Raw genomic sequence first — 12,573 nt, 5'->3', positions numbered from 1 at the left:
ACACACGAACAGGGACCGCAGCCTTTCTACCAGCGCAGAGTCTCCACCATATAGCGAATATTGTTTCCATTACCGTCGACCTCGTCCCGTTCCACGACGAAAACGAGTCCCTTCTCGTCGGGAGAGAAAAAGACCTCTTTGATGCGATATTCCAACACGCCCTTCCGTTTGAAATCGGGATGACCGACCTGATAGGTCCTGCTTTTCCCCGCGGCATCGGTAATCATTACCGAGATGTGGAAAGATGAGGATAGATTCGTCCCTTCCCCTTCACCATAGCGATGCTGGATAAGATCGACAGAAAAGCTGTCGCCTCGCTGAAAGTCACGAAACTCAAGCCGATCCTGCGGCTCTGCTCCATTGAGCAAAAGATAGACCATCCGTCCGGTGGCCAGATGATTGAATTTGTATTTGGAAACAATGGGAGAAAACTCCCGAAGTGCCATATAAAGGGCTCCGGAACCATCTTGGCCCGGAAAAATTTCGTCAGAATAGACCTTTTTGAGAACACCACCAGAAAGATAACTATTTTTTGCCACATCGACGGCATAGAGCTCCGCATAGGCCCTGGTTTCATCAGAAAGAATACCGTACTGCCCGAAAAGAAGATATCGGGAGTCATCAGAAAAGCCTAGGTTTTCAAAGACCGCAACATCTCCGGCGAAAGCCCCGCTACAGGCAAGGGTAAGCAGGAACGCTGCCAACAGTGCTCGTTTATGCATCGTACACATCCTCCCGTTATTAGTATTAGTATCGTCTGGGAAACTTGACGACTGAAGCTTTTTCTCTGCAAATCGAAATCTAACTGGTATCTATGAATGGGAATTATTATCCTGTATCTATGAGCTCACCTCGCCATTATACAATATGTATCGGCAGCAGAAAGCCGATACGAAGTTTACCTGCAGATTTTCTTTCCCTTACCATCGACAGCTCCCTCCTGCTGGGCGGTCATTGGTGGGGAAAAAGCCGATCATTCGCAAAAGGAGTCTCCGGTGAGCAGGTTGCGCCCCTTGACCTTGAACACTCACAACTTGTTGCCTACGCAGCACAGCTCGCTCCTGCCATGTTACGGATCGGAGGAACCGAAGCGGATTGGGTCAGATATAAGATGGGAAAAAAGGCACTTCGAAAGCTAAGGGGAGCCAAGCCGGCCAGCCACCGGATAGGAAATAGCAACGATCGCCCCGCTTATGAATTGGTACTCAAAAAGGGAGTATGGAAGCGATTAAACCGTTTTATCAAGGAATCGGGTTTTGATCTCCTTTTCACGTTAAGTGCCGGGCCCGCCGATAGGGATTCAAATGGAGCCTGGAGGTCAGATAACGCCATGAGACTGGTGGCCTATTCGGTGCAAAAAGGATTCCGCGTTGCGGCATGGGAATTCGGCAATGAGGTAAACGGCTTTCCGTTTCTTTACGGGCCGAAAAAGCGGGTTTCGGCATCCCAGTATTCTCGTGACTTCGAATACTTTTCGGAAAGTGTGAAGCATATTGATCCGCAGGCCAAGATTATCGGTCCCGCTTCGGCAATATGGCCGATCATCGGGGAACCCAACCCCATCATAAAAAAGCTCTGTGTCTCTCCCGCAGCGCGACACCTGGATGCGGTTTCCTGGCACTATTATCCCCAACAGTCTCACCACGGACCGATAGCCGTCAGAAGAGCCGGAACCTACCGGATGCTGTCGCCCGGAAACCTTAACGACATAGTACGCTGGAACCGAAATATACAAAGATACCTAAAAAAAAGCAGAGAGCACCCTACAAGCACGGAGAACTGGTTGACAGAGACCGCTCATGCTCTCTACGGAGGGGAGCCTGGCCTTTCAGACAGCTTTGTTTCCACCCTTTGGTGGCTTGATGAGCTGGGAGTTTTAGCGCGGAACGGAGTCGACAAGGTGTTTCGACAATCGCTCATCGGAGCACGATACGGGCTCCTGGACCAGGAGAGTATGAAACCAAAGCCCGACTATTACGCCTCCTTTCTCTGGAAAAAGCTCATGGGAAACCTGGTTCTCGAAACGGGCACGACCATCGGCACCAATAAGAAATTACGTTATTACCGTCACACCACGGGGGCCTATTTCGCAGGAAGCGCTGCCGAGGCTCTACTCCTTATCAACCTTAACAGGAAGACATCGGCACATGTCGAAATAACCACACCCGATGCACCCTTTTCCATAGGCCACACAATTCTTTTACAGGCAGATGGAGGCTTCACTTCCAAAAGCATGCTTGTAAACGGAGTTCCTGCGGAAGATGATTTGGTCTTTTCCTGGGGAACCAAGAAGGTCATGAAAAAATACAAGATCAGCGGAAAGAAGAATGAACGAATAACAAAAGAGCTCTCGCTGCCTCCTCTTTCTGCTCTTTTCTACCTCTTTGCACGGCCTGAAAATTGACAGATCAACGCCAACGCAATATGGTATGAGCGATGATCTCGAGGCGAAACAGTTTACAAATTTTCGGTCTGCTCATTTCGATACTGCTCACAGGTGTGGGGGTATACGGAATACTTCTTCAGTTTCGCACGGGAACAACAGTGGGGGACGAGCTGATCCGACAGATCCTTCTGCTTGGAGAAGGAGCCTTCGCCATTATCGGTTCGCTCTTTTTGATGCTTTTTTTTAGGAATACACCAAGTCCAGGCGTCCTTTTTTTTATTCTTGCCGTACAAGCGACCGCCTTCGGCGCGCTCAGACCCCTATCTGCCGCACTTTTCTCACTCAATTATTCATATCAGATACCTGCCGCAATAACACGTGCCTACTACTTCGGACGGTTTCTTTCGATTCTTGCCCTCTTCATCTCCGGCCTTTTCGCGGCAGGTCTCGCACTCCAGCGACGGACCATCATGTTCGGATCGGCTTTCTTCATGGCCCTTACGCTTGCGGCGGTTCTGCCCGTTGATATATCGGAATACACCCCGCAACTGCTTTTTTCCATCGGAGCACGCAGTAGCATGTTTCTTGGCTACGGGGTCATCGCCGTGCTCTCGACGGCAAACTATCTCATAGCAGCCTTGCATCAGGGGAATCGAAACTATTACCTGGTTGCCTGCGGGGTTTTCTTCATGATCATAGGGAAGGAATTTGTCTATCGATCCATCGCTCCGGAGGCAGCGGCGATAGGCCTTCTTTGCATGATCGTGGGTGCTTATCTATTCGGCAGCAGAACGCATACCATATATCTCTGGCTTTGAAAAGGAACGTTATATCCCTACACCAACAAGCCAGGCGACAAAGCCGGTTCCGATCGGAAGTACGAGATTGTCGAGGTCTCCGGAAATAGATATTTCAAGGAGTGTGGCGGCAATGGCGATGAGAACGGATTGTTCGATATTACCGCTTACCGAAAGCGATGAAAAGAAAACCGCGAGAAGACAAGCAAAACTACCGGCAAAGGTCTTCCCTTCGGTAAAGGGAACCCTCACCCGTCCGTAAAGTCTTCCAAAAAGGCTACTAAAACCATCCCCAAAAGCAAGGGCATAGACAGCAATGGCGGCAACCTGAGAGGGATAAAGCAAAAGCGTCATCATTGCCCCCAAGGCAAGGGTTACCGGCCCGAAAACAAAGGCACTGTTGTTGCGATTTCTATTGGCGGCTTCGGTAATGGTGGAGATCAGAAATATCTTTTTTCCGTTGACTCGCAAAAGTTCGGCAACAGAATATGCGACAACGGAAGCAGCCAGAAGGGCCATGGTTAAGCCAATATTGATCCTTGCAAAGGCCGGGACAAAAGCAACCATCATATGAATACTTTTTCGGATAATCTCCGTTCGTATTTTTTCGGTATCACCTTGGAATGTTGTACGCATATCTTTCACTTCTTTCTATATTTTGCACATTTCATGCCAAAAAGACAAGACAAATATCTTTTTATATAACTATTTATCATACAAATAGTAAGCTCGCTACAATAGTTCAATAGAATTCTAAAACGGAAGAGTGTCTATTTTTTCAGACACTCTTCCGTAGTAAAAATGCCACGATTATGTCGATGTCGTATGAGAAACAATAGCCTCCACATCAAGAAGAAGTTTTACCGAGTCTCCGACCTTCCCAAGTCCGGAGACAAAACGGCGGGAAGAGCCACCCTCACTCTTATACTCAGGCGGAGGATCGATGCTTCCATCGGGGATATCGATCACCTCGGAAACCGTATCGACGATAAAACCGATGGAACTCTCCCCGACGTTGACAATAATAATACAGGTACGATCATCATATTCCCGGAAAGCCATACCAAAACGCAAGCGAAGATCGATAACAGGAATGACCTGGCCGCGAAGGTTGATCACTCCCCGGACATATTCTTCCATATCAGGTACTTCGGTGATTTTTTGCATCTCAATGATGTCGGTGACAAAGCGAATATCTATTCCGTAGAGTTCGTTCCCTATCTTGGAGAGAAGATACTTATTCGCAACAATATCATCTTCTTCATCAATCATGACATCTCCGGATCCAGAAACTTGATCGCTCATCCTCTTCTCCTTCAAAACCGATCGAAATCATCATCGTCCAGTTTGATGACATCCTCGGGACTTACCGGTGCGATACCTGTTTCAAACTCTTCCCGTGGATGCTCTTTTACAGTCCGCTCCTTTGAGGGACGAGGGACACGACGTCCTCCGGGAGCGGGGAGGGAACGGCTTCCGGAAGAACGCAAACCCGAGACATACCGTTCGTCGAGAATAAACTGACGAATAAGACCCTGCAGCTGCTGAGCCTGTCCGGCAAGTTCCTCGGAAGCCGAGGCACTCTCCTCGGCACTAGCCGTATTACTCTGGGTAACCTGATCGATCTGATCCAATCCTTCTGAAATTTGATCAATGGCCTGAGCCTGCTCACGGCTTGCGGTCGCAATCTCTTCGAGAAAATCAGCAACCTTCCCAGCCCCGTCGACAATAGATTCAAGCTGGCCGGCTGTTGTCCCGACTGCCGCATTACCAAGTTCGATATTTCGTATTGATTCCTCAACCATAGAAGTAGTTTCCTGAACCGCACTTGCACTGCGAACCGCAAGATTTCGGACCTCTTCCGCAACAACGGCAAATCCCTTACCGTACTTTCCGGCACGAGCAGCCTCGACATTGGCATTAAGAGCGAGCAAATTGATCTGGAATGCAATATCGTCTATTACCTTCACAACCTTTTTGATCTGATCGCTGGAGACGTTGATCTTGGCCATCGCTTCCTTCAAGTCCATCATCTGGCTGTTACCGTTCTTTGCATCGGCCGCGGCTTTCTTTGCCAAAGCATTCGCTTCGGTAGCATTCTCCGCATTCTGGCGAGCCTGGCTATTGATCTCGGTAGCACTTGACGAGACCTCTTCAAGGCTGCTGGCCTGTTCGGTTGCTCCCTGGCTAAGACTTTGACTTGCCTGACTCACCTGGTCCGCTCCCGCAGTTACCTGCTCAACGGCCATATGAACCTGGCCAAGCAAATCGTTCAGGTTCTTTTTCATGCGGAGCATCGATTCTCCCAAGCCATCCTTTTCGGAAGCCTTTTTAGCATCTACCGACAGATCCCCATCCGCAATGCGTTCGAGCACCCTTGCCTTATCCTGAAGAGCAATTTGCATCTCCCGCATGGCCTCAGCCAACTGCCCGACCTCATCTTTTTGGCGTATCGACAGCTCGATGCCGAGGTCCCCAAGGCTGATGGCCTTGGCAAAATTTACTCCAAGCCGCATGGGGGCGGTAATCGCCTGAGTAAGGCCGAGACCGAGAATGAGCGCAAGAAGGGAGGCAACCACCATGCCGACGATGGTAAAGCGAATCGCCTGACCGCTGTTCACTATGGCTTGATCGACCGTATTAGCAGCAAGGTCGCTGTTATACGAAACGACCCAACCGAGGGCATCAACAAAAGAACGCTGAACGGTTGCAGCATCCCCCATTGCGATGAGATTCATCTCATCGTAAAGCTGGACGACTCGATCAGCCTCGCCAAGCATCTGATTAAGCAACTCAAATACCCTTGTTGCATTTCGAACCACTTTATCCTGGTAGAGGGCAAAAGCCGTATCCCGATCCCCCCGGCTCAGAGCGTCCTGGACCTCACTAATCCCCTCATGAAAGGCATCGTGGTATTTGGGGACCTCCTTTAGAACCCGCAGCAAAACAGGATTATCGGTTTTGAAGGTTAAAAGGAACTGACCCAAATCACAGCTTTCCGCATCATCTCCACCGGTAAAAACCGTGCCGGAACCGATGGCGGCAATCGCCTGCTCCATCAGCACATGATGATCGTTCACTAACTCTATAATGGTACTTTTGAAGGAATCGGGATGTATGATTCCTGATTCTTCCACCTTTTTTGAAAGATCAACTATGGAATTATTGAGATCGGTCAGTTCGCCAAGCAGCCTTGTAGCTTCCGTCCATTTACGGCTCTCTTCACTGGCTTTTGGAAATTTTTCGTATACGGTGCGATACTCCCCGTAATCGGCCCTTGCCGAATCGATATTATCGTACTGTCGCTGACGATCATCGAGCGTCAACCGAGAACTGAGAAGGGTACGAACGGAACCCCGAATGTTCTGAACTTCATTCTCCATCCTGAGAAGCGACTCCACTGCAGGAAGCCGCCCCTGGCCTATATCACTTATAAAGACATTCAGCCGTCGCAGACCGATCATTCCGACGAACCCGACCACCAGCACAAGGAGCGCAACAATGAAAAAGGCTCCTACGAGCTTCACTCCCATTCTGATATTCTTCAGCATCGAGATAACCCCCAAAGCGTTTTTAATCTAAACTGTTGAGGTAAAGTATAAAGGAAAGCAGAGGGGAATAGCAAACAGGAAAAGCCGAATCACGGAAGGAAAAAAACGTGATTCGGCTGTATTGTTTTTCTAAAGCCCGATAAAAGCGGCGGTCTTGTCCACAAGGGAACGGAGAGCTGCTGCTGCAGGTCCGGTATCAGGAAGAGAGAGGTATGAACGACCACTATCTTCCGCATTCATCAGAAGAGGATCAATGGGAATTTTTCCAAGAAAAGGCACCCCCATCTCTTTGGCTGCTCTCTCTCCTCCCCCGCTTCCGAAAAGCTGATGTTCGGTACCGCAATTCGGGCAGATAAAACCACTCATATTTTCAACGATACCGATAAGAGGAAGATTAAGCTGTTTGGCGAAATTCACACTTTTTCGGCTGTCTAAAATCGCCACCTCTTGAGGCGTCGTAACAACGATTGCACCGTCAAGTTCAGGAATCATCTGGGCAACCGTAAGAGGCTCATCTCCGGTTCCCGGCGGGGTGTCGATGACCAGAAGATCGAGGTCGCCCCATTCGACATCGGCCAGGAACTGCCGAATAACACCAATCTTTACCGGACCACGCCAGATGATGGGAGCATCGACATCATGGCCGGCCATGGCGAGACTGACGGCTACAAGGTTTTTCGTCACCGCAAAGGGCTCGATACCTTCATCGTAGGCAATCAGTTTTGCATCATCAACACCAAGCATCTTCGGTATATTCGGACCGTGAAGATCGGTGTCGAGAATTCCCACCTTCACACCTCTGGATGCCATTTCAAGGGCAAGGTTGGCAGAAACCGAGCTTTTGCCGACACCTCCCTTACCGCTCATAACCAGAACCTTATGTTTGATCCCGCTCATACGTTTTTTTAAGCGCTCATTTTGCGCTTTTTGTTCTTCGGACGGAGGGAATGCCATATCGTCTCCTTTACTCTGTTGTTTCGTTTGTTTTTATTTATCAACCGACCGCTGATGATACCACATCAAGACCGACCATGTTGAGCGCATTTGCAACCAGTGCACGAAGTTTATCGGCCGTCGTATCCTCCAGAAGCGAAAAGGGATCGAGAAGACGAGCCGAAGCCTCTGCAGCCATGCGGTCGTAGGGGAAATCACCAATCCAGCGGTACCCTTTCTCATCACACAGAATCCGGGCTTTCTTTACAACCTCAGGATTAAGGTCGCTTTTGTTTACAAGAACACCTATGGGGGTTCCGAAAGTGCTTGCAACCTCAGCTGCCCGCTCAAGGTCGTGAAGCGCCGTGGTAGTTGCCTCGGTAACGAGTAGTATCGCATCCGTATCCGAGGCGGCGGCAAGTACAGGACAGCCGGTCCCCGGAGGGCCGTCGATCAGAATAAGCGAAGCGCCGACCCGTTCGGCTTCCTGTTCTGCGACACTTCTTACCTTGTGGACCAATTTGCCTGAATTCTCGCCACCGGCTTGTAATTCAGCGTGAATAAGCGGGCCATCCTGGGTATCGGTGACAAACCACTGCCCGGCCATCTCCTCCTCCAGAGTAAAAGCCGAACTGGGGCAGACAAGGGTGCACACTCCGCAACCTTCACAACCGACAGGATCCACCTGCGCCACAGAATTCTCCATGTGTATGGCATCAAATCTGCAAAATGAAATGCACTTGCCGCAACCGGTACAGAGCCCGGCATCAACCACTGCACGCTCTCCACCGAAGAAGCGTTCCTGCCTCCTTGAGGCTGCCGGAGCAGCTCCTCCAAGGGCAAGAGCAAGATTCGCTGCGTCCACGTCGCAGTCGGCAAAAACACTTCTTCCGGAAACGAGAGAAGCGATAGCCGAAGTAAAAAAGGTCTTTCCGGTTCCTCCCTTCCCACTGATGACAACTATGCGTTTTGCTTTTTCATGTTTCATGTTTTTTGCTCGATACTGGTTTGTAAAAAAGCGATAAGATGGCCAACGACCTGTTCTACCGCCTGACGAAAGGCAGGGACCTCAAGGATCGGATGTACTCCACGGGCATAGGATTCGGCAACCTTTCGGTCAAAGGGAACACGGCCAATGATATCAATACCTTTCCGCCGGCATACCGCTTCGGCCTCTCCTCCGCCCAGGTCGGCCCGGTTGATAAGAGCCAGGACCGGGAGGTCCATCTCTTCGAGGGTCGAAATGGCCTTCTCCAAATCATGTGCGCCAAAGGGGGTATTTTCCGCGACCATAAGTACGAGATCTGCATTTTTAACAGCATTTGCCATCGGACAACTGGCCCCCGGCGGCGAATCGATCAGCTGAAGAGGCTCTTTGTCTTTTTCCCTGCGCAGCTCCCTGATGAGCGGAGGAGCCATAGCAGCTCCCAGCTTCAAGGTCCCCCAACGATGGGTACGAAGGCTGCCGTCTAAAGCTCGGAACTGGGCCGAATCTATGGTGCCGATGAAAGAGGGTTTTTCGCTGATGGCCCCTTCGGGACAGACCATCATACAGGCTCCGCAGCTGTGGCAAAGATTAGGAAAGGTCATGACCTTTTTGCCTATTCTTACCAAAGCACCATAGCGGCAAAAACTACTGCAGGCACCGCAGCCGGTACAGATCGCCTCATCAATTTGAGGGACGGGGAGGAAAACCTCCCGCTGCTTTCCCTCCGTTGTATCGAGAAAAAAACGGCAATTGGGTTCCTCTACATCGGCATCAAGCAATGCAACAGGCTCCGGCCAAAGCATGGCCAGGGCCGTTGCAATCGTGGTTTTTCCCGTTCCTCCCTTTCCGCTGGCAACCGTTATGGTCATTTATGTCCCGCCGGCCCCGGAGCCTCGACTTCAGAAAGATTTCCCGCGAGAAAGGCCTCAAGAGCGGCTCGAATATTTGCCTCCTTGGAACTGAAGACACGAATACCGGCCTCTTTCAGGACATCCCAGGCATTGGGCCCGATCTGTCCTGAAACAAGGCGACTGGCCCCCTCTTTTACAATGAGCTCGGCGGCTCGTACACCGGCTCCCCCGACTGCGTTCTTAAAGGGGTTATCGATAAAACGCCCCTCTTTCTTCGTATCATCAAAGAGATAAAACGCCTCGCATCGGCCGAAGCGGGGATCCTGTTGCGACGACTCTTCTCGTCCTGATGCTGTGATACAGATAATCAAGGCTCAGATCCTCCCCTCTTCATGGTCGCAATCGTGATCATGGCTACCGGTACAGCTACTCTCCCCACCTTCAAGTTCACCCTTTGCAAGTTTTTCCAGTGCATCGGAAATAGGGCCCGAAATACCGAGGATACAACCAACCCCGTTTGCCTCAAAAAGCTCGATGGCCCGAGGTCCCATACCGCCGGCAACAATCTTGGAAGCCCCAAGTGAAGCGACAAAGGGCGGGAGAGCTCCGGGAGTATGTCCGGGATTTGCAACCGGTGTGGTCGATTCCACCCTCCCGTTTGCAATATCGGCCACTACAAATTGTTCACAGTGACCAAAATGGCCGGAGACCATGGTTCCATCAGCGGCAACAGCAACCTTCATGCTTCGGCCCCCTTATTCGCCCCTTCACCTTCTTCGGTTCGCATGCTGCGAATCCATTTTAGCTCCTCTTCCAAGGCTAATTCCCTGGCTGCAAGACCAGCCTCTCGTTCCTCTTTCGAAACAGGATGCGGGTAAGCATATCCCCCGCGGCCATAGGCACCGTAACCGCATCCTCCTCGGCCGTAGCCTCCACGACCAAAGCCACTGCCTAGGCCGTAGCCTCCTCCGCACATTCCCAATCCGCGTCCTGTTTGTGGACCATAACCAATAGGTCCTCGTCCGTCTCTTCCTGGCATTGTTTTTCTCCTTTCCGGTGATACCGGCATATAATATCTCTTGATAATCATTATCAATTTTGGCAGAAAAAAAGAGCACTCATCGGCTTTTCTCCGAAGGCGCACCCGTGCATCCCGCACAAAGCCCGTGGATTTGCAAAACCTGCCGTTCGGTGTGAAAGCGATAGTTCTCTTCCGCTTTCCGACTCAAAGAATCGAAAAGTTCAGAGCAGCGAGCGGCCGCTTTCGGCTGCCGGATAACCTTTCCGCATCGGTCGCAAATCAATACCACCTCGTTGCCGACACCAGCCTCTCCCGCATCTTTATCACGGCTCATGGCATATCGCGCGCGCCCCTCCCCCGTCTCTACTCGCTGGACAAGAGCGAGCTCTTCAAGGAGCTGCAGGGTTCGGTAGATGGTGGCGACCCCGATTCCCGGGTATTCTTCGCGTACGATGAGAAAGAGCTCTTCGGCAGAAAGGTAACCATCGGCACGATCAAGGGCCTCGATGATGACCCGACGTGTCAATGTCATTCGTACCCCTTTCCGTTGAAACGGCCCCTCGGCACGGGAACAGCCCCTGCCGAATCCTCTTCCATATCCACGACTGGAATAATCCATCTCCACCTCATTGATAATGATTATCAATTAAGAATATACAACAACAGGAATCAGAAGTCAATAAGATTTTCATACGATTTCTTCTCTTTTCCTTCGGGCCCGGAAGCCTTTATAATCTTTGACCATGACCATACCACTTATGCTTAAGATTATCCTTTCGCTTGCCTTGATTCTTGTCCTCAATAAGATCGTTCGGAACCTTGCCATATCGGTTGCCGCCGGTGCCCTCCTCATCGCTTTCTGGAGCGGCCAGACCATCGTAACGGCAGGAGTCATTGCAAGCAAACGAATGCTCAGTTTTGACAATTTTGCCCTTTTGCTTCTGATCGCATTGGTCATCACTCTTTCGAATCAGATGAACCAAACCGGAATGATGAAGCAGCTGGTAGGAGGTCTTAAGGCCCGGGTAAGTCAGAAAGAGGCTTTGGCGGCTTTACCTGCGGTGATAGGACTTCTACCCATGCCTGGAGGCGCCCTCTTTTCCGCTCCGCTTCTCGACGACTGCGACGACAGGGGAGAACTGAGCCCGATGCAAAAAACAAAGATCAACTATTGGTTTCGCCACGTGTGGGAGTTCACCTGGCCCCTCTATCCCGGGGTTATCCTAGCCTCCGATATAGCACATGTTGAAGTATGGCAGATCTTTTTTCTTGGTTTGCCGCTCTCGTTGGTATCGATCACGGTAGGATATCTGTTCTATCTGCGTCCTCTCAAGCTCACGGCAGAAAGAAGAGAGAGCAACAGTAAAAGCAACGGCCCATCGCTCGTATCTCTACTCGCACCCATTATGATCGTTGTGGTAATCTATTTCCTGATAATGGTTTTTCTCCCGGCAGTGGGAACCCTCTCTAAGTATCTCCCCATGATCATCGGATTGCTCTCCTCAATACTCTACCTGCAGATCATCTCTCCGTTGACGCGGAAGGAGTGGAAAAAGATTGCATTGAGCCACAGGACCTTACAAATGGTTCTCATTGTATTGGTGGTACGAGTCTACGGGGCATTCATCGAGGCACCGCTGCCGAACGGGATCTTGCTGATGGAACAACTTCGGCTGGAGCTCACCGCGGCAGGAGTGCCCCTTCGTCTACTTGTCCTTCTCATACCCTTTATCAGCGGCATGACGACAGGGGTCTCCGTGGGGTTTGTCGGCGCATGCTTTCCCATCGTTTTTAGCCTCCTCGGCCCCTCTCCCACGCTTGCTTCGACCCTCTCAACCCTGGCCCTTGCCTATCCCTTTGGTTTCATGGGAACCATGATGAGCCCGGTCCACGTCTGTCTCATTGTCACAAATGAACACTACGGAACAAACCTCGGCCCAAGTATCGGCGCAGTAATTCCACCGGCAATTTTCGTTATGGCCGGAAGTTTACTGATCTCCTACATCGTTCCGTTTATAGTATAGCTTGATTACATACCAAGGAGGC

The 12,573-nt window shown here is 50.8% G+C and carries 14 protein-coding genes; 3 read left to right on the top strand and 11 right to left on the bottom strand.

Annotated features, from left to right (window positions below):
- Nucleotides 1-26 precede the first annotated feature (26 nt).
- The gene (locus tag SPIRS_RS01315) at nt 27-722 is read right to left on the bottom strand and encodes a DUF2259 domain-containing protein (RefSeq protein WP_013252880.1); all 696 of its coding nucleotides are present in this window, start codon (nt 720-722) and stop codon (nt 27-29) included.
- Between the two features lie 119 nt (nt 723-841).
- Between SPIRS_RS01315 and SPIRS_RS01310 the strand changes: the two genes are divergently transcribed.
- Nucleotides 842-2,404, top strand: coding sequence for a glycosyl hydrolase family 79 N-terminal domain-containing protein (locus tag SPIRS_RS01310; RefSeq protein ID WP_148224007.1), 1,563 nt, complete (start codon nt 842-844; stop codon nt 2,402-2,404).
- A gap of 32 nt (nt 2,405-2,436) precedes the next feature.
- Entirely contained in the window at nt 2,437-3,204 is a 768-nt protein-coding gene (locus SPIRS_RS01305) for a hypothetical protein (RefSeq protein WP_013252878.1), read from the top strand.
- A 9-nt stretch (nt 3,205-3,213) separates the two neighbouring features.
- Here the strand turns inward: SPIRS_RS01305 and SPIRS_RS01300 are convergent, their stop codons facing one another.
- From SPIRS_RS01300 to SPIRS_RS01255, 10 genes are all read right to left on the bottom strand, one after another.
- Complete coding sequence (locus SPIRS_RS01300) at nt 3,214-3,819, bottom strand: diacylglycerol/polyprenol kinase family protein (RefSeq protein WP_013252877.1); 606 nt, start codon at nt 3,817-3,819, stop codon at nt 3,214-3,216.
- A gap of 174 nt (nt 3,820-3,993) precedes the next feature.
- On the bottom strand, nt 3,994-4,488 hold the full coding sequence (locus SPIRS_RS01295) for a chemotaxis protein CheW (protein ID WP_013252876.1): 495 nt from the start codon (nt 4,486-4,488) through the stop codon (nt 3,994-3,996).
- A gap of 11 nt (nt 4,489-4,499) precedes the next feature.
- On the bottom strand, nt 4,500-6,734 hold the full coding sequence (locus tag SPIRS_RS01290; protein ID WP_013252875.1) for a methyl-accepting chemotaxis protein: 2,235 nt from the start codon (nt 6,732-6,734) through the stop codon (nt 4,500-4,502).
- Nucleotides 6,735-6,863: 129 nt separating this feature from the next.
- Entirely contained in the window at nt 6,864-7,688 is an 825-nt protein-coding gene (locus tag SPIRS_RS01285) for an Mrp/NBP35 family ATP-binding protein (RefSeq protein ID WP_013252874.1), read from the bottom strand.
- A 40-nt stretch (nt 7,689-7,728) separates the two neighbouring features.
- The gene (locus SPIRS_RS01280) at nt 7,729-8,655 is read right to left on the bottom strand and encodes a nucleotide-binding protein (protein WP_013252873.1); all 927 of its coding nucleotides are present in this window, start codon (nt 8,653-8,655) and stop codon (nt 7,729-7,731) included.
- Entirely contained in the window at nt 8,652-9,524 is an 873-nt protein-coding gene (locus SPIRS_RS01275; protein ID WP_013252872.1) for a P-loop NTPase, read from the bottom strand. The genes SPIRS_RS01280 and SPIRS_RS01275 overlap by 4 nt, the downstream gene beginning before the upstream one ends.
- The gene (locus SPIRS_RS01270) at nt 9,521-9,877 is read right to left on the bottom strand and encodes a NifB/NifX family molybdenum-iron cluster-binding protein (protein ID WP_013252871.1); all 357 of its coding nucleotides are present in this window, start codon (nt 9,875-9,877) and stop codon (nt 9,521-9,523) included. Before SPIRS_RS01270 ends, SPIRS_RS01275 begins: the two co-directional genes overlap by 4 nt.
- Nucleotides 9,878-9,880: 3 nt before the next feature.
- Nucleotides 9,881-10,249, bottom strand: coding sequence for a NifB/NifX family molybdenum-iron cluster-binding protein (locus SPIRS_RS01265; RefSeq protein ID WP_013252870.1), 369 nt, complete (start codon nt 10,247-10,249; stop codon nt 9,881-9,883).
- On the bottom strand, nt 10,246-10,545 hold the full coding sequence (locus SPIRS_RS01260) for a DUF5320 family protein (RefSeq protein WP_013252869.1): 300 nt from the start codon (nt 10,543-10,545) through the stop codon (nt 10,246-10,248). Before SPIRS_RS01260 ends, SPIRS_RS01265 begins: the two co-directional genes overlap by 4 nt.
- Before the next feature lie 79 nt (nt 10,546-10,624).
- A complete protein-coding gene (locus SPIRS_RS01255) occupies nt 10,625-11,146 on the bottom strand; it encodes a Fur family transcriptional regulator (RefSeq protein WP_013252868.1) in 522 nt (173 codons plus the stop codon).
- A 139-nt stretch (nt 11,147-11,285) separates the two neighbouring features.
- Here SPIRS_RS01255 and SPIRS_RS01250 point away from each other — a divergent pair, with 139 nt between their 5' ends.
- Complete coding sequence (locus tag SPIRS_RS01250) at nt 11,286-12,551, top strand: DUF401 family protein (protein WP_148224119.1); 1,266 nt, start codon at nt 11,286-11,288, stop codon at nt 12,549-12,551.
- Nucleotides 12,552-12,573 lie beyond the last annotated feature (22 nt).

It is taken from the genome of Sediminispirochaeta smaragdinae DSM 11293 (genome assembly GCF_000143985.1).
Lineage (GTDB): Bacteria > Spirochaetota > Spirochaetia > DSM-16054 > Sediminispirochaetaceae > Sediminispirochaeta > Sediminispirochaeta smaragdinae.
The sequence above is the reverse complement of the archived record's forward strand: the minus strand, read 5'-3'. Positions and strand labels throughout refer to the sequence as shown.

Excerpts from the sequence above, each read along its gene's own strand:
- SPIRS_RS01300 (WP_013252877.1), bottom strand. The coding sequence starts at position 3,819 with ATGCGTACAACATTCCAAGGTGATACCGAAAAAATACGAACGGAGATT.
- SPIRS_RS01265 (WP_013252870.1), bottom strand. The coding sequence starts at position 10,249 with ATGAAGGTTGCTGTTGCCGCTGATGGAACCATGGTCTCCGGCCATTTT.
- SPIRS_RS01255 (WP_013252868.1), bottom strand. The coding sequence starts at position 11,146 with ATGGATTATTCCAGTCGTGGATATGGAAGAGGATTCGGCAGGGGCTGT.
- SPIRS_RS01280 (WP_013252873.1), bottom strand. The coding sequence starts at position 8,655 with ATGAAACATGAAAAAGCAAAACGCATAGTTGTCATCAGTGGGAAGGGA.
- SPIRS_RS01260 (WP_013252869.1), bottom strand. The coding sequence starts at position 10,545 with ATGCCAGGAAGAGACGGACGAGGACCTATTGGTTATGGTCCACAAACA.
- SPIRS_RS01250 (WP_148224119.1), top strand. The coding sequence starts at position 11,286 with ATGCTTAAGATTATCCTTTCGCTTGCCTTGATTCTTGTCCTCAATAAG.
- SPIRS_RS01305 (WP_013252878.1), top strand. The coding sequence starts at position 2,437 with ATGATCTCGAGGCGAAACAGTTTACAAATTTTCGGTCTGCTCATTTCG.
- SPIRS_RS01315 (WP_013252880.1), bottom strand. The coding sequence starts at position 722 with ATGCATAAACGAGCACTGTTGGCAGCGTTCCTGCTTACCCTTGCCTGT.
- SPIRS_RS01310 (WP_148224007.1), top strand. The coding sequence starts at position 842 with ATGAGCTCACCTCGCCATTATACAATATGTATCGGCAGCAGAAAGCCG.
- SPIRS_RS01275 (WP_013252872.1), bottom strand. The coding sequence starts at position 9,524 with ATGACCATAACGGTTGCCAGCGGAAAGGGAGGAACGGGAAAAACCACG.
- SPIRS_RS01285 (WP_013252874.1), bottom strand. The coding sequence starts at position 7,688 with ATGGCATTCCCTCCGTCCGAAGAACAAAAAGCGCAAAATGAGCGCTTA.
- SPIRS_RS01290 (WP_013252875.1), bottom strand. The coding sequence starts at position 6,734 with ATGCTGAAGAATATCAGAATGGGAGTGAAGCTCGTAGGAGCCTTTTTC.
- SPIRS_RS01295 (WP_013252876.1), bottom strand. The coding sequence starts at position 4,488 with ATGAGCGATCAAGTTTCTGGATCCGGAGATGTCATGATTGATGAAGAA.